Genomic DNA, 20,608 nt, shown 5'->3' on the forward strand with positions numbered 1-20,608 from the left:
AGTCCGCTCGGGGGAAGGGGTCAGGTGCGCAGCGCCAGTGCCTCGCTCACCCACCGGCGGTGCAGCGCCCACGGGTCGGGCTCGCCGGCCCGCACGGTCTCGACGTGCCGGTCGAGCGCAGGACTCCGCGTGAACCACTCGGTGCGCTCCAGCCGCTCGGCCGCGAACCGGGCGTGCCGGGCCTGCTCGAGCGGGCGGCCGCCCCGCTCGAACGCCAGCAGCTCCTCGTGCCGCAGCCGGTGCAGCCGCTGGCGGGGGTTGGCGCTCGTGCCGATCTTGAGGCGCTCGCCGAAGCGGATGTAGTACACGACCTCGACGCGCGGCGGCCCCAGCTCGCCGTCCGGCACCTCGCCGTGCCGCCACTCGCACGCGGCGCACAGCCACGCCGAGGGCAGGCGCACGCCGAGGCGGGACCCGCAGACCGGGCACGGCGACGGCAGGGCGTCGACGACTCCGTCCTCCTGCGCCACCCAGTCGTGCGCGAGGCCGAGGTGGGCCGGGCAGAGCGCCACGGGGGCGCCCGCCTCGGCCCGGGAGGCGCATCCGTCGATCGAGCAGGCGCGGGCGGCGGATCGGGGCATGCCCCGACGCTAGGCGCGACGACCGACACGCGGTCGCGCGCCCCGCGGCGGAGCTCAGCCCAGGCGGTCGACCAGGGCCGAGGCCGCACCCGTGTAGCCGGCGGGGGTCAGCGCCAGCAGGCGCGCCTTGGCGGCGTCGCCGATGTCGAGCGCGCCGACGAACGCCGCGAGGTCCTCGGCGCCGAGGCGCTTGCCGCGGGTCAGGTCCTTGAGCATCGCGTACGGGTCGGTGATCGTCGAGCGCCCGGCGGTGACCTCCGCGCGGATCACGGTCTGGATCGCCTCGGCGAGCACCTCCCAGTTGCTGTCGAGGTCGGCGGCCAGCGCTCGCGGGTCGAGGTCGATCTCGAGCAGGCCGCGGGCGATGTTGTCGAGGGCGAGCAGCGAGTGGCCGAAGGCGACCCCGATGTTGCGCTGCGTCGTCGAGTCGGTGAGGTCGCGCTGCAGGCGCGAGGTGACGAGGGTCTGCGCGAGCGAGTCGAGCAGTGCGCTGGAGAGCTCGAGGTTGGCCTCGGCGTTCTCGAACCGGATCGGGTTGATCTTGTGCGGCATGGTCGACGAGCCCGTCGCTCCGGCCTGCGGGATCTGCCGGAAGTAGCCCATCGAGATGTAGGTCCAGACATCGGTGCAGATGTTGTGCAGGATCCGGTTCGCGTGGGCGGCCTTGCCGTAGAGCTCCGCCTGCCAGTCGTGCGACTCGATCTGGGTGGTGAGCGGGTTGAAGTCGAGTCCGAGGGACGTCACGAACTCCTCGGCGAGTCCCGCCCAGTCGACGTCGGGGTCGCTCGCGAGGTGCGCGGCGAAGGTGCCGGTCGCTCCGCTGAACTTGCCCAGGTACTCCGTCGCGTCGATCTGCGCGAGCACCCGCTCGAGGCGGTAGGCGTAGACCGCGAACTCCTTCCCCATTGTGGTGGGCGTGGCGGGCTGGCCGTGGGTGCGGCTGAGCATGGCCTCGTCGCGGTAGCGCACGGCGAGCTCGCGGAGGGAGTCGACGACCGAGCGGAGCTTGGGCTGCCAGATCTCGCCGACGGCCTGCCGCACGACGATCGCGTAGGAGAGGTTGTTGATGTCCTCGCTGGTGGCGGCGAAGTGGGTGAGCTCGGCGATGCGCTCCAGGCCCAGGTCGGCGAGCCAATGGCGCACGAGGTACTCCACGGCCTTCACGTCGTGGCGGGTGGTGGCCTCGAGCGTCGCGAGCTCGTCGATCTCGGCCTGGCCGAAGTCGCGGGCGCGGCGGCGGAGCTCCTCGGCGGCGGCCGCGTCGACCGGCTCGGAGCCGAAGAGGCGGCGATCGGTCAGAGCGAGCAGCCACTCGACCTCGACGTGCACGCGCGCGCGGTTCAGTCCCGCCTCCGAGAGGTACTCGCCGAGCGAGGAGACGGCGGAGCTGTAGCGGCCGTCGAGCGGGCTGAGCGGCTGGAGGGGGAGCGTCATGCGGTGGTGCCTTCCGGTTCTCGGGAGTCTGTCTCGGTCAGGACGGTGCGGTTGCCGCGCAGCCCCGGTTCGATCTGGGCGAAGAGCGACTCGCAGGCCCGCTCGATGAGCGCGAGCACCGAGTCGAACGCCGCCGCATCGGAATAGTAGGGGTCGGGCACGTCGCCCTGCGGTGAGAGGCCGGGCTCGAAGGCGAGCAGTCGGCGCACCTTCTGCCGGTCGACGTCGGTGCGCGCCCACGAGCGCAGCGCCCGCTCGTGGCCCTGGTCGAGCGCCACGACGAGGTCGAACTCGGCGAACCGCGCCGGATCGAAGAGCTGCGCGCGGTGCCGCTCCCCGTCGAGGCCCCTGCGCTGCAGGGCGTCGAGAGCCCGGTGGTCGGCCTGCTCGCCGAGGTGCCACTCGCCGGTGCCCGCGGAGGAGATCTCGATGGCCGACGCGAGGCCCGCCCGCTCGGCCAGGGACCGGAGCACCGCCTCGGCCATCGGCGACCGGCAGATATTGCCGGTGCAGACGAAGCACACGGCGAACGCCGAGGGCGCGAGGGGCGGGGGGTCACCCGCTCATTCTGGTGCACAGGGGCTCCCTCACACCCGGTCGATCCAGGACCTCCTCCCCGATCCCGCCCTCCTGCGTCCCGGCGGCGGTGCGGCGCGGCGATGCTCTCCACGGGGGCGGACTGCGGGGGTGGAGGGCGGAGGCGAGCACGGTGATCGAGCAGGACGCGACGGGGGCGGGAGCGCTGCTCCGGGCTCTCGCGAGCAGGGTCGGGGTGCTGAGGGCGCAGAGCGGCGGACTCCTGCCCGACGCCGACTGGGAGGACGCGGCGGCGAGGGGCTACGCCGAGCGGGCCGCGGAGCTCCTCGGGGGCCTCGCGGCGGCGGAGGCGGCAGCCGAGACACTGGCACTGGGAGCGCCGTGACCGCCCGGGTCGAGACTCTCGAGCTCGAGGAGCGGAGCCGGATCCTCGAGGCCCTGGAGGAGGGCCTGGCCGCCTGCGCGGCCGACGCCGACGCCGCCGCACCCGTCGTCTCGGTGCACTCGCCCGAGCGCGCGGGCGAGCTGGCGCACCTCGGTGCTCGGCTCCGGCTGCTCGAGGCCGACGCCGGGACCCTCCGCCGGAGCCTCGGGCTCGCCGTCGTGTCCTACGCGGGCGCCGAGTCGTCGGCCCTGCCGCTCCTCGCCGGACCGGCGCTCGCCGCGACGAGCTGGGGGCTGCGGGCGGTCGAGTCGGCGGAGCACCGTTCGCCGACCGCCCTCGAGGACGCGGCGGCCCTGGTGGGCGCGGTCGTCGGGGCGGTGCAGGGGTCGGCGGAGGCGCTCCTCCCGGGTGGCGACCGGTCGGCGCTCGCCCGGGAGCGCGACGAGCTGGTGCGGGCACTCCTGGGCGACGCCCTGGTGGTCGAGGGCATCCGCGCCCTGATCTCGTCGATCGGGCTCGGCACCGAGATCGGAGTGCTCCTCGTGCCCCCGCCGGTCGCGGCGGTCCTCGGTCGGCCGCCGGCCGAGGACCTCATCGGCAGCGGTGTCGGCTCGGCGAGCGGGGTGCTCGTCGTGCTCGGGACGCTCTTCGGCGTCCTCCCGGCGCCGGGCGAGCGGCGGCTGCGCGTCGAGGAGGCGGCACCCCCGCCGCTCCCGTTCGGCTCGGTGCAGGCCCCGCCGCGCGGCTGGGGCGAGCTCGCCGGCCGCGTCCCGCCGAGCGACCCCGACGGCCCGCAGGTCGTGATCGAGCGCTACGGAGCGGAGTGGCTGGTCGCCGTCTCCGGCACGACCGACTGGAGCGGGGATCCGGGGCAGGCGTTCGGAGCGGCGGCGAACCTCGAGGCGATGAGCGGGGGCGCGGGGACCTCGGTGCGGGGGACGCTCGCGGCGATGGAGGCGGCGGGCATCCCTCCGGGGGCGCCCGTCACGATCGTCGCGCACTCGCAGGGCGGGCTGGTCGCCGCGCGCGTGGCGCAGTCGGGCCGCTACGACGTCCACGACGTGGTCGCGTTCGGCAGCCCCGTCCGGGGCCTCGACCTGCCCGCGGGCACGCGGACGGTGTCCGTCGAGCACTCGGACGACCTGGTGCCTGCCCTCGCCGGCTTCGGGCGGTCGGGCTCGCTCGAGCCGGGCGTCGTGCTCATCGAGCGCCCGTCCGACCCGGGCGCCACGCGGCAGGAGGGCGCGGTGCCCGCCCACGCGCTCGACTCCTACCTCGCCACCGCGCGCGGCCTCGACGCGGAACCCCGGCCGGCCGCGGCGGGGGCCGCCCTGTTCGCGCTCTGGCGCGCGGCCCCGGACTCGCGGGTCGGAGTCCGCCTGACGACGGTGCCGGTCAGCTCTCGCGCGAGCGCGCGAGCGGCCGCACGAGGAGCCCGATGAACCAGTTGACGATCGCGAGGACGAGCGCGCCGAGCACGCCCCACCAGAACCCGTCCACCTCGAGTCCGAGGCCGAACAGCCCGCTGACCCACGCGGTCAGCAGCAGGAGCAGCCCGTTGACCAGGAACGAGATCAGACCGAGCGTGAGCAGGTACAGGGGGAAGGCGACCACTCGGATCACACCGCCCACCACGGCGTTCACGACGCCGAAGATCACCGCCACCAGGAGGTACGTGAGGATCGCGGCGGTGGGCCCCTCCTCGTACGGGTCGACGCGCACGCCCGACACCACCAGCGTGGTGAGCCAGATCGCGACGGCGTTGGTCAGGAGGCCGAGGAGGAGTCTGCGCATGACTCCACTCTCCCAGTCCCCACCGGGGCCCGCGAGAGGGGCGCGCCCGCACGGGCGGTCAGCGCTCGGTCTCGCCGATGGACGGGACGGGGACGGGAGGGCACAGCCTCGGGTCGGTGCTGCAGTCGGGCAGCGGTGGGAGCGGCGGCCGGGTCGTGGTCGGCTCGGGCTGCGGCGCGGGCGGCGCGGTCGGCAGCGGCACGGGCTCCACGGGAGCGGTCGTCGCGGGCGGCGGCTCCGGGGCGGGCTGCTCGGGGGCGGGCTGCTCGGGGGCGGGCTGCTCCGGCGCCGGCTGCTCCGGAGTGGGCGCCGGTGCGGGAGGAGGCGGCGCGGGCGCCCGCGTGGTACGGGGCGGGGGAGGGCCCCCGCCGCCCGGGGGCGGGATGAGCGGGTTCCGGGCGTCGAGCAGCGCCTTCACGGGTGCGGCGAACCCGCTGCCCGCGGCGACCGCGGCCTCGAGTTGCGCGACCGCCTCGCGGAGGGCGGAGCGCCGCGCGCCGGAGCCCGCACCGGAGGCGAGAGTCGCGGCGCCCAGGCCCAGGACCCGCTCGGCGACGACGCGCTCTGCCTCCGTCGCCTCGTCGGCCGCCGTCGTGAGCGCCTCGGCCCGGACGCCGGCGAGAGCGGCGTTCAGGGCCGGCACCGCGGCGAGGAGATCGGCACGAGCCGAGCCCTCGACCACCGAGTCGGTCGCCGCGAGCAGCGCGAGCACGTCGTCGCGCACGGCGGTCGCTCGGTCCTTCGCCGCCGTGAAGTCGGCGGGCGGGGCCACGTCGATCGACGTCTCCCGCACGGTGGGGGCCGGCGACGGAGCCTCGGAGCGGGGAGTGCAGGCGGCGAGAGACAGCGCCAGCAGACCCGCCGTCACGGCCGCGGCGACGCGCGAGGGCCGCCGCCGCCCGGGGCGGCTCCGTCCGGTTCGCCGTCGAGTCCGCATAACGGCACCTTATCGGGGGACAAAGCGGGAGTCCGCCCCCGGGAAGGGTGGTTGCCGCAGGTGCAGTGGTGTGCGTGTGCCCTCCCGTCCTCGTGCGGCCCGCCGCCTACCATGGGCGGGTGACCGACCAGCCGGCTCCCCCCGTCCGCCTCCGCCCCGAGATCCTCGCCCTTCCGGCCTACCGCCAGGGCCGAGCGGCCGCCGCCGACGCGTTCAAGCTGTCGTCGAACGAGAACCCGTTCGATCCGCTGCCCTCCGTCCTGCACGAGGTGCAGTCGGTGCAGGACTTCAACCGCTACCCGGACGCGGCGGCCACCGCGCTGAGGACGGCGCTCGCCGAGGAGTACGGCGTCGGGATCGACGAGGTGATCGTCGGAGCGGGCTCCGTCGCCGTGATCGCGCAGCTCATCAGCGCCGCGGCGGGAGCGGGCGACGAGGTCGTCTACGCGTGGCGCTCGTTCGAGGCGTACCCCTCGCTCGTCACGACCGCCGGAGCGACGAGCGTGCGCGTCCCGCTGCGCGCCGACGACACGCACGACCTCGACGCGATGGCGCAGGCCGTGACGGAGCGCACGCGGCTCGTCATCGTCTGCAGCCCCAACAACCCCACGGGCACCGTCGCCACCGCGGACGACGTCGAGGCGTTCCTCGAGCGCGTCCCGCGCGACGTCCTCGTCCTCCTCGACGAGGCCTACGCCGAGTTCGTCGACGACGAGCGGGCCGTCGACGGCACGGCGCTGCTCGGCCGCCACCCCAACCTCGTGATCGCGCGCACCTTCTCGAAGGCCTACGGGCTCGCGGGCCTCCGGGTCGGCTACGCGATCGGGCACCCCCGCATCCTCGACGCCGCGCGCTCGACCGCGATCCCGCTCTCGGTCACGCGCTTCGCCGAGACGGCCGCCGTCGCCTCCCTCCGCCACCGCGAGGAGCTGCTCGAGCGCGTCGACCGCATCATCGCCCAGCGCGACGAGGTGCAGCGGGCCCTCCTGGAGCAGGGCTGGACCGTTCCCGACTCGCAGGCGAACTTCCTCTGGTTCGACACGCGCGACGAGACGGAGCGGGCGGCGGCGGTCTTCGAGCGCGCAGGAGTCGTCGTGCGCGCCTTCCCGCCCGAGGGCATCCGCGTCTCGATCGGGGAGGCCGGCTCTGTCGAGAAGCTCCTCTCGGCGGCGTCCGAGATTGTGGGGACCCTCCCCCAGGGCCATCCCGCGAGGCGGATAGGTTAGTCGGGTGGTAGTCACCAGCAGCCAGTCGCCGACGGTCCAGTTCCTCACCGCGGACGGGCGGTTCGCCCCGACCCCCGCGGCCGAGGAGTACGTGCCGTTCCTCGAGGGCGTCGGCGAGGAGCAGCACCGCTCCTTCTACCGCGAGATGGCGGTCGTCCGCCGGTTCGATCGGGAGGCCGCGAACCTCCAGCGGCAGGGCCAGCTGGGGCTCTGGGTGCCCAGCCACGGCCAGGAGGCCGCGCAGGTCGGCTCCGCGTTCGCGATGCGCCCGCAGGACCACGTGTTCCCCTCCTACCGCGAGCACGTCGTGGGCAAGATCCGCGGCATCGACCTGCTGAACGTCCTCGCGCTGCTGCGCGGCACGACGCACGGGGGATGGGACCCGGCCGATCCCGCGAACGGCAACTTCCACCTCTACACGCTCGTGCTCGGCTCGCAGGCCCTGCACTCCACCGGCTACGCGATGGGCCTGACCTTCGACGGGGCCACCGCCACCGGCGATCCCGAGAAGGACGCCGCGGTCGTCGTCTACTTCGGCGACGGCGCCTCCAGCCAGGGCGACGTCAGCGAGGCGATGGTCTTCGCTGCGAGCTATCAGACCCCCCAGGTCTTCTTCCTGCAGAACAACCACTACGCGATCTCGGTGCCCGTCGCCACGCAGTCGCGCAGCCCGCTCTACCTCCGCTCCTCCGGCTTCGGCATCCCCGGCGTGCAGATCGACGGCAACGACGTGCTCGCCAGCTACGCCGTCACCGCGAAGCACCTGCAGGACGCCCGCTCCGGCGGCGGCCCCCAGTTCATCGAGGCGCTCACGTACCGGATCGGCGCGCACACCTCGAGCGACGACCCGACGAAGTACCGCACCGACGACGAGCTCGCCTCGTGGGTCGCGAAGGACCCGATCACGCGCCTCGCCGCGTACCTGCGCTCCGAGGGCGTGCCGCAGTCGTTCTTCGACGGGATCGACGAGGAGGCGGAGGACTTCGCCTCCGATGTCCGCCGCCGACTGCTCGAGCTCGAGGCGCCGCCGACCGGGGTGATCTTCGATCACGTGTACTCCGAGCCGCATCCGCTGGTGACGGAGCAGAAGGCGTGGCTGCAGAGCTACGAGGACTCGTTCGGAGGCGACCCGCGATGACGATCGACACGAGCACCACGGCTGCGCAGCCGCACCTCTCCGAGGAGCAGCTGCAGTCGATGTCCATGGCCAAGGCGCTGAACGCCGGCCTCCGCCGCGCGATGACCGAGAACGACCGCGTCCTGATGATGGGCGAGGACATCGGTCCGCTGGGCGGCGTGTTCCGCATCACCGAGGGCCTGCACGCCGAGTTCGGGCCGAAGCGCGTGCTCGACACCCCGCTCGCCGAGTCCGGCATCGTCGGCACCGCGATCGGCCTCGCGATGCGCGGGTTCCGGCCCGTCTGCGAGATCCAGTTCGACGGCTTCATCTACCCGGCCTTCGACCAGATCACGTCGCAGCTGGCCAAGATGACCAACCGGCACGAGGGCCTGCTGAGCATGCCCGTCGTGATCCGCGTGCCGTACGGCGGGCACATCGGCGCGGTCGAGCACCACCAGGAGAGCAACGAGGCGTACTTCGCGCACACCGCGGGCCTCCGCGCCGTCAGCCCCTCCACTCCGAACGACGCGTACTGGATGATCCAGGAGGCGATCGCCTCGGACGACCCCGTGATGTTCTTCGAGCCCAAGAGCCGCTACTGGCCCAAGGGCGACGTCGACCTCCGTGCTCCCGCCGCCCCGCTGCACGCCACGCGCGTCGTGCGCCCGGGCACCGAGGTGACCGTCGTCGGCTGGGGCCCGATGGTGGCGGTGCTCCTGCAGGCCGCCGAGGTCGCCGCGGAGGAGGGGACGAGCATCGAGGTCGTCGACCTCCGCTCGCTCTCGCCCATCGACTGGGCGCCGCTGCTCGAGTCCGTGCGCCGCACGGGCCGCCTGATCGTGGCCCAGGAGGCCTCGGCGAACGTGAGCCTCGGCTCCGAGATCGCGGCGACCGTCACCGAGAAGGCGTTCTACTCCCTCGAGGCGCCCGTGCTGCGGGTCGCCGGCTTCGACACCCCGTTCCCGCCCGCCAAGGTCGAGAAGCTCTTCCTCCCCGACGTCGACCGCGTGCTCGAGGCCGTCGACCGCTCCCTCGCGTACTGACGCATCCGCGTCCTCCAGCGTCAGGACGCCCCGCGTCCCCCAGCGTCAGAAAGCAGAACCAGACGATGACCGAGCAGTTCCTCCTCCCCGACGTCGGCGAAGGCCTCACCGAGGCCGAGATCGTGGCGTGGAAGGTCAAGGTCGGCGACGAGGTGGCCGTGAACCAGGTCCTCGTCGAGATCGAGACCGCGAAGTCCCTCGTCGAGCTGCCCTCGCCGTTCAGCGGCACCGTCGTCGACGTCCTCGTCGACGAGGGCCAGACGGTCGACGTGGGCACCCCGATCATCACCGTGCAGGCCGGAGCCGGCACGGTCGGCTCCGAGGTGCCGGCGATCCCCGCCCACCCCGCGCAGGCGGCTCCGCCCGCCCCGTCCACGACCGAGCCCGGAGAGGGCTCGGGCGCCGCACTGGTCGGCTACGGCACCGCGGGCGGCCAGGTCGCCACCCGCCGCCGCCGGTCGCAGGGCGCTCCCGCCACCCCGGCGGCCGCGCCCGCGCGCACCGCCCCTGCGCGCCCCACCTCGGTGCCCGCCTCCGCCGCGCTGCCCGTGATCGCCAAGCCGCCCATCCGCAAGCTCGCGAAGGACCTCGACGTCGACCTCCTCGAGGTGCAGGCCACCGGACTCGCCGGCGAGGTCACCCGCGACGACGTCATCCGCCACGCCTCGCAGGCCAGCGTCTTCCGCAACATCCAGACGCCTGCCTGGGCCGATTCTCGCGAGGAGCGGATCCCGGTGCGCGGCGTCCGCAAGGCCATCGCCGCGGCCATGTCGCAGAGCGCGTTCACCGCGCCGCACGTCAGCGTCTTCGTCGACGTCGACGCGACCCGCACGATGGAGTTCGTCAAGCGCCTGAAGAACTCGCCCGACTTCGCCGGCACGAAGGTGTCGCCGCTGCTCATCATGGCGAAGGCCATCATCTGGGCGGTCCGGAGGAACCCCACCGTCAACTCGGCGTGGACCGACTCCGAGATCATCGTGCGCCACTACGTGAACCTCGGCATCGCCGCGGCCACGCCCCGCGGCCTCATCGTGCCCAATGTGAAGGACGCGCAGTCGATGAGCCTGCTCGAGCTGGCGCAGGCCCTCGAGAAGCTCACCCTCGACGCCCGCGACGGCAAGACGGCGCCCGCCGACATGCAGAACGGCACCATCACGATCACCAACATCGGCGTGTTCGGGATGGACACGGGCACCCCGATCCTCAACCCGGGCGAGGTCGCGATCATCGCGCTGGGCACGATCAAGCAGAAGCCGTGGGTCGTCGACGGCGAGGTCCGCCCGCGCTACGTGACCACGGTCGGCGGGTCCTTCGACCACCGCGTCGTCGACGGCGACGTCGTCAGCCGCTTCGTCGCCGACGTGGCGAGCGTGCTGGAGGAGCCGGCGCTGCTGCTCGATTGAGCGGACTCCTCCTTCGTCGTCGTCCGCTCCGCGGTCGGCTCTCGCAGGGGGTCGCTGTCCGCAGAGCGGGGAGCGTTCCGCTACGGCGATCCGCTGGCACGCGGATCACCGGTTCGTTGGGCGGTGCTCGGGTGGTCGACCGCTGGTTCGCTCGGCTCGTGCGGACGACGAGGGCCGGTGCTCCTGCTGGTGCTCACCCGCGGCGGCGGAGCCGACGGCCGGGTCTTCTCGTCGTCGATGCGAGGAGGAACAGCGTCGCTGCGGCCGCAGCCCAGGGTCCGGTGAACACCAGCGCCAGCCCGACCGGTCGCCACATCGGTGCGACCAGTCCGCCGAGCACCAGCCCGGCGGCGCCGCCGATCAGGGCGTGGGCCACAGCTCCGGCAGCGAGGCGCCCGCCTGGACCGAGCCACACCCGCTCGACGACACGGTCGAGGAGATACGTGATCACCGCGACGGGCACGCTCGCGATCGCGGCAGCGGACACGAGTACGCCGATGGCGATCACCGTGAAGCCCGGGTCCGCCGCGAGCGGTGTCGGACCCCGTCCGTTCACCGCCTCGATCAATCGGCCGAGCGAGAACGGCACCACCGCGAGGAGCGACCCCGACAGCGCCAGGAGCACGCCGGCGCGCAGCCGAGCACCCGGCACCCGATCGCCCGTCTCCTCGGCCGGTCCACCGAGTCGAACCGCGGAGATCAAGAGGTCGTCCTGTCCTGCGATCCGCCCTCCTCGTTCCCGCCCCGCCTCGACGGCGTCACCGCGGGAGCGAGCCCGCCGACGGAGAAAGGCGGAGAGACGTTCGGAGTCGTCGTGAGCGAGCGGATCGGTCCCCATCGGAACAGTGTGGTCCTGCAGCGCGCGGATGTCCTCCGCGAGATTCTCGAGATCCGAGGACCGAGGAGTGGGGTCGGCGTCAGAACGGGGGCGGCGGGTCGGTGAATCGCGGGCGCGGGGCCGGGCGCGGGCGGGGTGGGGCGCCCGGGACCGGGGCCGGGCGGGTGGTGACGCGGCGCCCGGTGGGGGTGGTCCAGTCGGCGGTGCCGTCGGGGTGGAGGACGTAGGTCCAGCGGTCGCCGTGGCGGACGTGGTGGTGGGCGACGCAGAGCGACGCGAGGTTGTGCAGGGCGGTCTCGCCGCCGTGGCGCCACTCGACGGTGTGGTCGGCCTCGGTGCCCGACGCGGAGCGGGTGCAGCCGGGGAAGCGGCAGGTCTGGTCGCGCAGCTGCAGGTGGAGGCGCATCCGCGGGGGTGGGACGCGCAGCGTGCGTCCGACGGAGACCACCGTGCCGGCTTCCGGATCGGTGAGGACTCGAGTGAAGGAGGCGCCGCGGTCGACCAGCTCGCGGGCGACGTCGGCCGGCAGAGGGCCGTAGCCGTCGAGGTGGGCGGGGCCGTCGTCGAGACCGGCGGCGGTCGTGGCGGGCAGGGTCAGGCGGATCTCGGCCTGCACTCCGGGGACGAACGTGGCGGCCCCGCGCTCACCGGGCCGGCCGGGCGAGGTGCCCGACACGTCGCCGTCGCACAGCAGGTCGGCCAGGGCGTCGGCTCGCAGCTGCGCGAGGGTGCGGTCGTCGCGCGGCTCGGCACCGCATCCGTCGCTGTCGGCACGGCCCTCGCGGAGGGTGCGGGCGATGCGGTCGAGCCGGGCGAACGCTCCGATCGCGACGGGAGCGGGGAGGAGCGCGGACAGGGTCGCCATGCCGTCGACCTCCGGCGTGATCCACACGGCTCGGTCCTCGCGGGCTCGCCGGTGCCGCTCGGCGAGAGGCTGCTCGTGCAGCTCCTCGCGGAGCCGCGCCAGGGCTCGCCGCAGCTGCGTGGGGGTCAGGGAGGCGGCGAGGTGCGCGGCGCGCTCGTCGAACGCGGCCCGGGAGGCGACGGGCAGCGTGGCGGCGACGGCGCAGACGATGCGTCCCGACTCCCAGAGGATGCGAGCGCCGGCCAGCGCCGCCCGGGTCTGCGGCAGGTCTTCGACGAGCAGCTGCGCCTGCTCCAGCGAGCGCGAAGCGGACGCCTCCGAGACTCCGAGGGCGACCGCGAACTCCGCGCGGACCGAGCGCTCCACGAGGTCGCTCGACTCGCTGCGCGACCGGCCGCGGGCGAACGCCTCGGGGCGTTCGAGGGCCGCGCGGTAGCCCGCGTACAGCTCCTCGGCCGCGGCGAGGTGGAGCGGAGCGGCCGAGCGGGCGAGCACGGCGGCGCGGTCGCCGCGCCCGCGGACCTCCGCGAGCACCGCCTCCGTCGTACCGATCTCCGTCATGCGAGAAGTGAACCGGCGACCACTGACATTCCCTCGACTTCGAGGCGCGGAGGTGGCGCGCCCCGGGCTACGCCCCCAGCCCGAACTCCGCGTCCAGCGCGTCGAGCTCCGCCACCGCCGCCGCGCGCAGCCGCGCCTTCTCGCCCGCGGGCAGCCACGACGCGTCCACCCCGGTCAGCGCCATCTCGCGCAGCTGCGCGTGCGTCGCTCCGATCGGTCCCGCGGCGATCCGGTACTCGTCGGCGAGCGTCGTCGGGAACATGCCCGGGTCGTCGGAGCAGGGGGTGACCCGCAGACCGGCGTCGAGCATGGCGCGGATCGAGGCGCGGCGCCACGGGCGCCAGGAGCGGCGGGAGGTGGTCGACGCGACCGTGAAGACCACGGCGTCCTCGCGCATCCGCTCGACGACGGTGGGATCCTCGAGCACGAAGTAGCCGTGGTCGATGCGGTCGCAGCCCAGGAGGTCGAGGCAGGTGATCGTGTTGGCGGCGGTGGGCGCGTGCTCGGAGGAGTGCGCGGTGCGGCCCAGGCCCGCGCGGCCGGCGAGCGCGTAGGCCTCGGCGAAGCGCTCGGGCGGACCGGCGGTCTCGAGGTTGTCGAGGCCGATGCCGGCGACGTATTCGTGCGGGGAGTCGACGACCTGCTGCACGAGGGCGAGGGCCTCCTCGCCGCTGCGGCTGCGGTCGATGCCGGCGATCATCCGCCCGGTCATGCCGAAGTCGCGCTCGGCCGCGCGGATGCCGTCGGCGTAGGCCTCGACGCTGCCGCGGTACCCCAGGCCGGCGAGGTGCTCGGGGACGCCGTCGAAGAAGAGCTCGAGGTGACGGGTTCCGCTGCGCTGATGCGCGTCCTCGAAGGCCTCGTAGACGATCCGCGTCAGGTCCTCGGCCGAGCGGAGCACCTGCACGACCCACTCCGAGACCTGGAAGAGCGAGTACGAGACCTCGGGCTCGCCCGCCGAGCGCCCCTGCGGCACCGGCACGACCGTGTCGCGGTAGAGCGCGGGGTCGGGCGGGAGGGAGTTGATGTCGGCGAAGATCCGCTCGGGGTCGGCGGGCAGGGCGAGGCCCTCGCGACGGGCGAGCTCGGCGAAGGTGCTCGCCCGCACGGTTCCGATCAGGTGGCAGTGCAGGTCGACCTTGGGGATCCGGCGGATCCACTCGTCGGGGACGACGCCCGCGGACGTGGTGACGGCGGTCTCGGTGCTCATGGCGGTCTCTCCGGGTGGTGCGGGCGGTGCGGGGGTCGAGGGCCCGTGCGCGGCGCGTCGGCCGCGCACGGGCGAGGCCGCCTACTGGGCGGTGACCTCGCGGGCGAAGCGGTCGACCCACTCCGAGCGGGTGGGGACGAGCTCGGTCGGGTCGAGGGTCTCGTAGCCCGCGGCGGTCGGGTCGGCGGCGATGTCGCCGACGACGGCGGTGATCGACTCCGGGACCTGCGCGGCGAGGTTCACGGGCAGGTCGCCCACGATCTCGGCGGAGGAGGTCTGCGCCTCGACCGAGAGGAGGTAGTCGATGAACTGCTCGGCGGCGTCGGTGTTCGCCGCGCCCGCCGGGATCATCGCGCGGTTGGTGGCCATGTAGCGGCCCGTGGCGGGGGGGTCCAGGCGATCGGCTCGCCCGAGGCGACGAGGTCGGTGGCGAAGCCGCTCAGGGCGTCGGCCGCGGTGATCTCGCCCTGCGTCAGCAGGTTCGTGACCTCGGTCGAGGAGCTGTAGAACTGCAGCACGCCGGGCGCCCAGCCGGACAGGGTGTCGAGCGCCGTGTCGATGTCGTAGGGTCCGTCGCCGTAAGTCGCCGCGACTCCGCTGATCATCAGCTGGCCCGCGGTGACCGAGATGTCGGGCAGTGCGACCCGGCCGGCGTTCGCGGAGTCGCCGTAGAGCTCCCAGTCGGCGGCCTGCTCGGCCGAGAACGCGTCGGTGGAGTAGAGCGTGCCGTTGAGCTGGTAGCTGTAGGCCGGGCCGAGGTACACGTCCTCCTTCGCGAAGTCGGCGATGTCGGCGATCGCGGGCACGGCGTCCGCGTCGACCTGCTCGAAGAGGTCGTCCTCCTGGCCGAGTGCGGCGTAGTAGTCGCTGATCAGCATCACGTCGACGCCGGGGTCGTCGCCGCCCGCGAGCTGCAGCTGCGAGAGCCGGTCGGAGTTGGAGCCGGTCTCGACCTCGACCTCGATGCCGGTCGCCTCGGTGAAGGGGTCGATGACCGCCTCCTGGAACTGCTCGACGCCGAAGGGGAAGGTGCTGACGACGAGCGTCTCGGAGGCGCCCTCGGCGCTCTCGGAGTCGGAGCCGCCGGAGCAGCCGGCGAGGGCGAGGGCGCCGATGACGGCACCGGCGGTGAGGGCGACGGCGCGCCGGGGAGGGGTGCGGGACATGGCGGTTCCTTTCGAGGGGGAGCTGCGGAGGAGGGAGGAGCTGCGGAGGAGAGGGAGGAGAGAAGGGGAGCGGGAGTAGGCGCGCCGCTCAGTCGCGGGCGAGCGCGACGATCCGCGACGCCGCGGCCGAGACGACCACCGCGTCTCCGGGCGCCACGCGCGCGGCGGAGTCGGCGCGCACGTCCGACACCAGCCGCACCGAATCGCCGGCGGGATCCGTCGCCTCGACCGTCACCAGCACGTCGACCCCGCGGTACGCGACGTCGACGACGACCGCGTCCAGCGACAGCGCGCCGGAGGGGGCGGCGGCCCCGCTCGTCACCGCGAGGTGCTCGGGGCGCACCGTCACGAGCGACCCGTCGGCGAGGCCGAGGAAGTTCTCGTAGCCGAGGAAGTCGGCGACGAAGCGGTTCGCCGGAGCGCCGAAGACCTCGGCCGGCGCGCCCTGCTGCATGATGCGCCCGGCGCGCATGAGCACCATCTCGTCGCTCATCTCGAGTGCCTCGTCCTGGTCGTGCGTGACCAGCACGACGGTCAGCCCCGTCTCGGACTGGATGCGGCGGATCTCGGAGCGCATCTGCACGCGGAGCCGCGCATCCAGGTTCGACAGCGGCTCGTCGAGCAGGAGCAGCCGGGGGCGGATCGCGACGGCGCGGGCGAGGGCGACGCGCTGCTGCTGTCCGCCCGAGAGGCGTCGCGGTCGGCTCGCTGCGAGGTGCGCGAGCCCGACCATCTCGAGGCTCTCGGTCACCCGCTGCGCCCGCTCGGCGCGTCCGAGACCGCGCAGCTTGAGGCCGTAGCCCACGTTGTCGGCCACGCTGAGGTGCGGGAACAGCGCGTACGACTGGAACACCATGCCCAGCCCGCGCTTCTCGGGAGCGAGCCGGGTGCTGTCGACTCCGTCGATCAGGATCCGGCCCGAGGTCGGCGTGGAGTACCCGGCGAGCATCCGCAGCGACGTGGTCTTGCCGCATCCGCTGGGCCCGAGGAGGGTGGTCAGCTTCCCGGACGGGATCGCCAGGTCGATGCCGTCGACCGCGGTGAAGTCACCGAAGACCTGACTGACGTCGACGAATTCCGCTGCTGCGCTCATCGGTTGATGCCTCCGAAGATCTGGGCGAAGCCGACGCTGCGCTCGGCGATGATCGCGATGACGACGGTCGCCGCGAGGATGAGGGTGGACGTGGCGGCGACCATGGGGTCGTAGCTCTGCTGGACGTAGTCGAGCATCGTCACGGGGAGGGTCCTGGCGTCGCGGCTCTGCAGGAGGAGCGACAGCGGGACGTTGTTGAACGAGGTCACGAATCCGAGCAGCGCGGCCGAGAAGACCCCGGGGCGCAGGATCGGGAGCGTGACGGTGAAGAAGGTGCGCAATGGTCCGGCCCCGAGGCCGCGGGCGGCCTCCTCGAGCGCCGGGTCGCTGGTGGCGAGCGAGGCGCCCGTCACGCGGACGGCGTACGGGAGCAGGAGCGCCGTGTGGCCGATCAGCAGCACGGCCGCGTTGTCGACGTCGAGCGTGACGACGAGCTGCTGGAACAGCGCCAGGCCGACGACGAGCTCGGGCACGATCAGCGGCGAGAGGAAGAGCCCCTCGATCAGCGAGCGGCCGGGGATCCTGCCGCGGTAGATCGCCAGGGTGGCGGGGATGCCGATCAGCAGCGCGATCGCCGTCGAGAGCACGGCGAGCTGCGCGCTGGTCGCCAGCGACTCCAGGAACGGGTCGTACGAGAGCGCCTCGCCGAACCAGCGGAACGAGAGCCCCTCCGGCGGGAAGCGGAGCGTGGATCCGGCGGTGAAGGCCGTGGCGACGACGAACAGGATCGGCACGATCATGATCACGTAACCGGCGACCGCGAGCGACGCGGCGACGGGGCGGCGGGTCCTCATGAGACGGCTCCCTTCCGGGCGACGAGGGAGGAGAGCCCGGAGACCAGGAAGACGAGGACCGTCATGACGATCGCGGTGGCGGAGGCGCCGGCCCAGTCGATCGTGACGCTGGAGTAGGAGAACAGCTGGGTGCTCAGCATCCGCTGGCTGGACCCGCCGAGCAGGTAGGGCGTGGTGTACGCGGTGACGGAGCCGGCGAAGACGAGCGTCGCGGCGACGACGACACCGGGCAGCGAGAGCGGCACGACCACGTCCCAGAAGGTGCGGGTCGGGCTCGCGCCGAGTCCGCGGGCGGCGTCGTCGAGGCCGGCGTCGACCTGCGAGACGGCGGAGTAGCAGGAGATGATCGCGAGCGGCAGGAAGAGCTGGGTCAGGCCGAGCACGATCGCGAGCTCCGTGTAGAGCAGCTGCGGGGCCTCGGACACGACGCCCAGGCCCACGAGCAGCTGGCCGATCGCGCCGTTCGAGCCGAGCACGACGAGCCAGCCGAAGGTGCGGACGACGTTGCTGAGCAGCAGCGGGAAGATCGCGAGGGCCAGCAGGACGCCCGACCAGCGGGACGAGGAGCGCGCCAGCAGGTAGGCGATCGGGAAGCCCAGGACGACGCAGATCAGCGTGACCACGAGCCCGATGCCGACCGTGCGGCCGATGATGCGCAGCTCGTAGGGGTCGGTGAGCATCTCGCCGACCCGGGCGATCACCTCGAGGGCCCCGTTCCGGGAGGGGCGAAGAGCATCACCAGCGAGGGGACGACGAAGAAGAGCAGCAGGAAGCCCAGCCCGGGCAGGAGCAGGAGGGGAGCGGTCCTCGACCTCACGAGAACCTCCGATCGGACGCGTCGGGCGGCGTCGTGGGAGGCCGCGGAGTGGATGTAACCGGTTGCATCGACAGTAGACCGGCGACGCTACTCCGTTCGATTCGCGCGTGTAAACACTGTGTTTCGTGATCCCGCGTCGGTGCACGTCCTCGATGCGAGCGGTTGCAGACCTGGCCCTATGATCACGGGAGAGTCGGAGGGGGGTACGCATGGCCACGCTCGCCGACGTCGCCGCCCTCGCCGGCGTCTCCAAGGCGACCGCGTCGCGCACGCTCTCGCGCCCCGAGGTCGTCTCGCCCGATACGGCCGCGCGGGTGCTCAGCGCCGCGGCCAAGCTCGGCTTCATCCCCAACTCGGCGGCCCGCCAGCTGGCGCGGGGCCGCACGGGCGTCGTCGCGCTCGTCGTGCCCACCCTCGACAACGCCTTCTTCACGCCGATCATCGGAGGCGCGCAGCGCCGCGCCGACGAGGACGGCCTGCAGCTCACAGTGGCCGTGCACCCGCTCGAGGCGGTGCGCGAGCTCGGAGCGTTCGACCGGCTCTCGCGCCAGGTCGACGGCTTCATCGTGGTCGCGCCGCGCGGCGGCGACGAGCTGCTGCTCTCGGCCGGCTCGCACAAGCCGACCGTGCTGGTCGACCGCGAGGTCGACGGGATGGCGTCGGTCGTCGCCGACACCGCCTCGGCGTTCGGCGCGCTCGTCGAGCGCTTCGCGGCCGACGGGCACGAGCGCGTGCTCTACGTCGGCGGGCCGGACGGATCGTGGCAGGACGGGCAGCGCACGGCCGCGGTCCGCGAGGCGGCGCGCCGCGGGGGAGTGGAGCTCACCGTGCTGGGCCCGTTCCCCGCCACGTTCGCGGCGGGAGTGGGCGCCGCGGTCGCGGTGCGCGACTCCGGAGCGACGGCCGTCGTGCCGTACGCGACCGCGCTGGGCCTCGGCGTGCAGTACGCCCTGCTGTCCTCGGGCGGCCTGCCGGAGGGGCTGGTGGTGAGCTCCGAGCGCTCGATCGTCGACGCGCTCGGCCTGGTCGGGGTGCCCGCGGTCGACGTCGACGGCGAGCAGCTCGGGCGGGCGGCGGCCGAGCTGCTCATCGAGCGGCTGGCCGACCGGAGCGCGGCGCCGGAGCGGCGGCGGCTGCCGGTGCCGGTGCAGTGGCCGGCGGGCGGCTGAGGGTTCCTGCCTGCTGGTCGAGCGGCCGCCGGCGGCGGCGTCTCGAGAACCGCCGCCGCCGGAATCGGCGCTACGCCGTCAGCGCGACCGCCGTCCACGAGACCGGGGGCAGCGTCACCGTGAGAGTGCCGCCCTCGAGGGAGGGGTCGACCGCGTCGCGCAGGCCCACGCGCTCCTGGTCGTCCTTCGTGTTCTTCGCGTACGGGTCCTCGTCGAAGAGGGCCACCGCCTCCGCGATGCTCGAGACGCCCAGGCCGGACACGTCGACCGTGACCGTGATCGACTCCGTCTGCGAGCGGTTCACGAGGAACACCGACGAGCGGTCGCCGTCGTGCGTCGCGACCGAGTCGACGAGCGGAGCCTCGCCGTGGCGGGCGGTGGAGTAGGTGCCCGCCTCGATCCGGGGCTTCAGCACGCTGCCCGAGGCCAGACGCGCGGTCGTGGAGAACGGGAAGAACGTGGTCTGGCGCCACGCCGCTCCGCCCGGCTCGGTCATGATCGGCGCGATCACGTTGACGAGCTGCGCGAGCGAGGCCGAGGTGACCCGGTCGGAGTGCTTCAGCAGCGTGATCATGAGGTTGCCCAGCACGACCGCGTCGGCGACCGAGTAGACGTCCTCGAGCAGGCGGGGGGCGTAGGCCCACTCGCGGGTGCTCTGGTCGCCCTCGGCGTCGGCCTTCTCCTTGGCCTGCCACTCCTCGAGGTACCAGATGTTCCACTCGTCGAAGGACAGCATGATGTCCTTCGTCTTCTTGAGCTTGTACTTCACGTGGTCGGCCGTCGCGACGACCGTGGCGATGAAGTACTCCATGTCGAGGGAGGAGGCCAGGAACGAGCCCAGGTCTCCGCCGTACTCCTGGTAGTAGGCGTGGCACGACACGTACTCGACGTCGTCGTAGGTGTGCTCGAGGACGACGCGCTCCCACTCGCCGAACGTCGGCATGCCCGATCCGGAGGAGCCGCAGACCACGAGCTCGAGCGACGGGTCGGCGATCTTGAGCGCCTTGGCGGTGCGGGAGGCGAGCTTGCCGTAGTCCTCGGCGTTCATGTGGCCGACCTGCCAGGGGCCGTCCATCTCGTTGCCGAGGCACCACATGCGGATGTCGTAGGGCTCGGTGCCGCCGTTGGCGATGCGCTGGTCGGCGAGGGCGGTGCCGGCCGGTCCGTTCGCGTACTCGAGCACGTCGAGCGCCTCGAGCACGCCGCGGGTGCCGAGGTTGACCGCGTACATGATCTCGCTGCCGGTGAGCTCGGCCCAGCGGGCGAACTCGTCGAGGCCGACCTCGTTGGTCTCGAGCGAGTGCCAGGCCAGGTCGCGGCGGCGGGGGCGCTCGGAGCGCGGGCCCACCCCGTCCTCCCAGCGGTAGCCCGAGACGAAGTTGCCGCCCGGGTAGCGGATGGTCGTGCTGCCCAGCTCCTTCACCAGATCGACCACGTCGAGGCGGAAGCCGTCCTCGTTGGCCGTGGGGTGGCCGGGCTCGTAGATGCCGTCGTACACGCAGCGGCCGAGGTGCTCGACGAACGAGCCGAAGATCCGCGGATTCACGGGGGCGACGACCGCGGTGGGATCGAGGGTGATCCGTGCCGAGGAGGTGGGGGAGTCGGACATGGCGGGCCTTTCGAGCAGGACGGTAC

The 20,608-nt window shown here is 73.4% G+C and carries 21 protein-coding genes; 7 read left to right on the top strand and 14 right to left on the bottom strand.

Going from position 1 to position 20,608, the window contains the following annotated elements:
• Positions 1 to 20: 20 nt before the first annotated feature.
• From AC0CID_RS16190 to AC0CID_RS16200, 3 genes are read right to left on the bottom strand one after another with little or no spacing between them, the layout of a single operon-like run.
• The gene (locus AC0CID_RS16190) at positions 21 to 581 is read right to left on the bottom strand and encodes a GIY-YIG nuclease family protein (protein WP_465227631.1); all 561 of its coding nucleotides are present in this window, start codon (positions 579 to 581) and stop codon (positions 21 to 23) included.
• Positions 582 to 635: 54 nt separating this feature from the next.
• Complete coding sequence (purB, locus tag AC0CID_RS16195) at positions 636 to 2,015, bottom strand: adenylosuccinate lyase (RefSeq protein ID WP_465227632.1); 1,380 nt, start codon at positions 2,013 to 2,015, stop codon at positions 636 to 638.
• Positions 2,012 to 2,539, bottom strand: coding sequence for a low molecular weight protein-tyrosine-phosphatase (locus AC0CID_RS16200; protein ID WP_465227633.1), 528 nt, complete (start codon positions 2,537 to 2,539; stop codon positions 2,012 to 2,014). Before AC0CID_RS16200 ends, purB begins: the two co-directional genes overlap by 4 nt.
• 185 nt (positions 2,540 to 2,724) lie before the next feature.
• Here AC0CID_RS16200 and AC0CID_RS16205 point away from each other — a divergent pair, with 185 nt between their 5' ends.
• A complete protein-coding gene (locus AC0CID_RS16205) occupies positions 2,725 to 2,937 on the top strand; it encodes a hypothetical protein (protein WP_465227634.1) in 213 nt (70 codons plus the stop codon).
• Positions 2,934 to 4,379: an alpha/beta hydrolase gene (locus AC0CID_RS16210; protein WP_465227635.1), complete on the top strand. Its 1,446-nt coding sequence runs from the start codon at positions 2,934 to 2,936 to the stop codon at positions 4,377 to 4,379. The genes AC0CID_RS16205 and AC0CID_RS16210 overlap by 4 nt, the downstream gene beginning before the upstream one ends.
• On the opposite strand, the gene AC0CID_RS16215 is transcribed toward AC0CID_RS16210, so the two are convergent.
• Both AC0CID_RS16215 and AC0CID_RS16220 read right to left on the bottom strand, forming a co-directional pair.
• Positions 4,333 to 4,731 carry a phage holin family protein gene (locus tag AC0CID_RS16215; protein ID WP_465227636.1) on the bottom strand — a complete coding sequence of 133 codons (399 nt, stop codon included), beginning with the start codon at positions 4,729 to 4,731 and terminating at the stop codon, positions 4,333 to 4,335. The genes AC0CID_RS16210 and AC0CID_RS16215 overlap by 47 nt on opposite strands.
• 58 nt (positions 4,732 to 4,789) lie before the next feature.
• Complete coding sequence (locus AC0CID_RS16220; protein WP_465227637.1) at positions 4,790 to 5,668, bottom strand: hypothetical protein; 879 nt, start codon at positions 5,666 to 5,668, stop codon at positions 4,790 to 4,792.
• Between the two features lie 119 nt (positions 5,669 to 5,787).
• Here AC0CID_RS16220 and hisC point away from each other — a divergent pair, with 119 nt between their 5' ends.
• The 4 genes from hisC to AC0CID_RS16240 all read left to right on the top strand — a co-directional run bounded on the left by hisC (position 5,788) and on the right by AC0CID_RS16240 (position 10,460).
• Positions 5,788 to 6,894 (top strand): histidinol-phosphate transaminase, encoded by a 1,107-nt coding sequence (gene hisC / locus AC0CID_RS16225; protein WP_465227638.1) that lies wholly within the window; start codon positions 5,788 to 5,790, stop codon positions 6,892 to 6,894.
• Between the two features lie 4 nt (positions 6,895 to 6,898).
• Positions 6,899 to 8,032 (top strand): thiamine pyrophosphate-dependent dehydrogenase E1 component subunit alpha, encoded by a 1,134-nt coding sequence (locus tag AC0CID_RS16230; protein WP_465227639.1) that lies wholly within the window; start codon positions 6,899 to 6,901, stop codon positions 8,030 to 8,032.
• A gap of 59 nt (positions 8,033 to 8,091) precedes the next feature.
• Positions 8,092 to 9,057, top strand: a complete 966-nt coding sequence (locus AC0CID_RS16235; RefSeq protein WP_465228121.1) for an alpha-ketoacid dehydrogenase subunit beta — start codon at positions 8,092 to 8,094, stop codon at positions 9,055 to 9,057.
• A 65-nt stretch (positions 9,058 to 9,122) separates the two neighbouring features.
• A complete protein-coding gene (locus AC0CID_RS16240) occupies positions 9,123 to 10,460 on the top strand; it encodes a dihydrolipoamide acetyltransferase family protein (RefSeq protein WP_465227640.1) in 1,338 nt (445 codons plus the stop codon).
• A gap of 193 nt (positions 10,461 to 10,653) precedes the next feature.
• Here AC0CID_RS16240 and AC0CID_RS16245 read toward each other — a convergent pair whose 3' ends face one another.
• The 8 genes from AC0CID_RS16245 to AC0CID_RS16280 all read right to left on the bottom strand — a co-directional run bounded on the left by AC0CID_RS16245 (position 10,654) and on the right by AC0CID_RS16280 (position 17,688).
• Positions 10,654 to 11,163: a hypothetical protein gene (locus AC0CID_RS16245; RefSeq protein ID WP_465227641.1), complete on the bottom strand. Its 510-nt coding sequence runs from the start codon at positions 11,161 to 11,163 to the stop codon at positions 10,654 to 10,656.
• 214 nt (positions 11,164 to 11,377) lie between these two features.
• On the bottom strand, positions 11,378 to 12,724 hold the full coding sequence (locus AC0CID_RS16250; protein WP_465227642.1) for an HNH endonuclease signature motif containing protein: 1,347 nt from the start codon (positions 12,722 to 12,724) through the stop codon (positions 11,378 to 11,380).
• 67 nt (positions 12,725 to 12,791) lie between these two features.
• Positions 12,792 to 13,934: an adenosine deaminase family protein gene (locus AC0CID_RS16255; protein ID WP_465227643.1), complete on the bottom strand. Its 1,143-nt coding sequence runs from the start codon at positions 13,932 to 13,934 to the stop codon at positions 12,792 to 12,794.
• A gap of 81 nt (positions 13,935 to 14,015) precedes the next feature.
• Positions 14,016 to 14,303: a hypothetical protein gene (locus tag AC0CID_RS16260; protein WP_465227644.1), complete on the bottom strand. Its 288-nt coding sequence runs from the start codon at positions 14,301 to 14,303 to the stop codon at positions 14,016 to 14,018.
• Positions 14,282 to 15,100, bottom strand: coding sequence for an extracellular solute-binding protein (locus AC0CID_RS16265; RefSeq protein WP_465227645.1), 819 nt, complete (start codon positions 15,098 to 15,100; stop codon positions 14,282 to 14,284). Before AC0CID_RS16265 ends, AC0CID_RS16260 begins: the two co-directional genes overlap by 22 nt.
• A gap of 88 nt (positions 15,101 to 15,188) precedes the next feature.
• Positions 15,189 to 16,193, bottom strand: a complete 1,005-nt coding sequence (locus tag AC0CID_RS16270; RefSeq protein WP_465227646.1) for an ABC transporter ATP-binding protein — start codon at positions 16,191 to 16,193, stop codon at positions 15,189 to 15,191.
• On the bottom strand, positions 16,190 to 16,987 hold the full coding sequence (locus AC0CID_RS16275) for an ABC transporter permease (protein ID WP_207407070.1): 798 nt from the start codon (positions 16,985 to 16,987) through the stop codon (positions 16,190 to 16,192). Before AC0CID_RS16275 ends, AC0CID_RS16270 begins: the two co-directional genes overlap by 4 nt.
• The gene (locus tag AC0CID_RS16280) at positions 16,984 to 17,688 is read right to left on the bottom strand and encodes an ABC transporter permease (protein ID WP_465227647.1); all 705 of its coding nucleotides are present in this window, start codon (positions 17,686 to 17,688) and stop codon (positions 16,984 to 16,986) included. Before AC0CID_RS16280 ends, AC0CID_RS16275 begins: the two co-directional genes overlap by 4 nt.
• A gap of 325 nt (positions 17,689 to 18,013) precedes the next feature.
• Here AC0CID_RS16280 and AC0CID_RS16285 point away from each other — a divergent pair, with 325 nt between their 5' ends.
• A complete protein-coding gene (locus AC0CID_RS16285; RefSeq protein WP_465227648.1) occupies positions 18,014 to 18,973 on the top strand; it encodes a LacI family DNA-binding transcriptional regulator in 960 nt (319 codons plus the stop codon).
• A 70-nt stretch (positions 18,974 to 19,043) separates the two neighbouring features.
• Here the strand turns inward: AC0CID_RS16285 and arfA are convergent, their stop codons facing one another.
• Entirely contained in the window at positions 19,044 to 20,582 is a 1,539-nt protein-coding gene (gene arfA, locus AC0CID_RS16290) for an arabinosylfuranosidase ArfA (protein ID WP_465227649.1), read from the bottom strand.
• Positions 20,583 to 20,608 lie beyond the last annotated feature (26 nt).

The organism is Rathayibacter sp. AC451 (genome assembly GCF_979253095.1).

Coding starts and splice junctions, on each gene's coding strand:
- AC0CID_RS16190 (WP_465227631.1), bottom strand. CDS start 581: ATGCCCCGATCCGCCGCCCGCGCCTGCTCGATCGACGGATGCGCCTCC.
- purB (WP_465227632.1), bottom strand. CDS start 2,015: ATGACGCTCCCCCTCCAGCCGCTCAGCCCGCTCGACGGCCGCTACAGC.
- AC0CID_RS16215 (WP_465227636.1), bottom strand. CDS start 4,731: ATGCGCAGACTCCTCCTCGGCCTCCTGACCAACGCCGTCGCGATCTGG.
- AC0CID_RS16220 (WP_465227637.1), bottom strand. CDS start 5,668: ATGCGGACTCGACGGCGAACCGGACGGAGCCGCCCCGGGCGGCGGCGG.
- AC0CID_RS16235 (WP_465228121.1), top strand. CDS start 8,092: ATGTCCATGGCCAAGGCGCTGAACGCCGGCCTCCGCCGCGCGATGACC.
- AC0CID_RS16240 (WP_465227640.1), top strand. CDS start 9,123: ATGACCGAGCAGTTCCTCCTCCCCGACGTCGGCGAAGGCCTCACCGAG.
- AC0CID_RS16250 (WP_465227642.1), bottom strand. CDS start 12,724: ATGACGGAGATCGGTACGACGGAGGCGGTGCTCGCGGAGGTCCGCGGG.
- AC0CID_RS16255 (WP_465227643.1), bottom strand. CDS start 13,934: ATGAGCACCGAGACCGCCGTCACCACGTCCGCGGGCGTCGTCCCCGAC.
- AC0CID_RS16260 (WP_465227644.1), bottom strand. CDS start 14,303: ATGGCCACCAACCGCGCGATGATCCCGGCGGGCGCGGCGAACACCGAC.
- AC0CID_RS16265 (WP_465227645.1), bottom strand. CDS start 15,100: ATGTCCCGCACCCCTCCCCGGCGCGCCGTCGCCCTCACCGCCGGTGCC.
- AC0CID_RS16270 (WP_465227646.1), bottom strand. CDS start 16,193: ATGAGCGCAGCAGCGGAATTCGTCGACGTCAGTCAGGTCTTCGGTGAC.
- AC0CID_RS16275 (WP_207407070.1), bottom strand. CDS start 16,987: ATGAGGACCCGCCGCCCCGTCGCCGCGTCGCTCGCGGTCGCCGGTTAC.
- AC0CID_RS16285 (WP_465227648.1), top strand. CDS start 18,014: ATGGCCACGCTCGCCGACGTCGCCGCCCTCGCCGGCGTCTCCAAGGCG.
- arfA (WP_465227649.1), bottom strand. CDS start 20,582: ATGTCCGACTCCCCCACCTCCTCGGCACGGATCACCCTCGATCCCACC.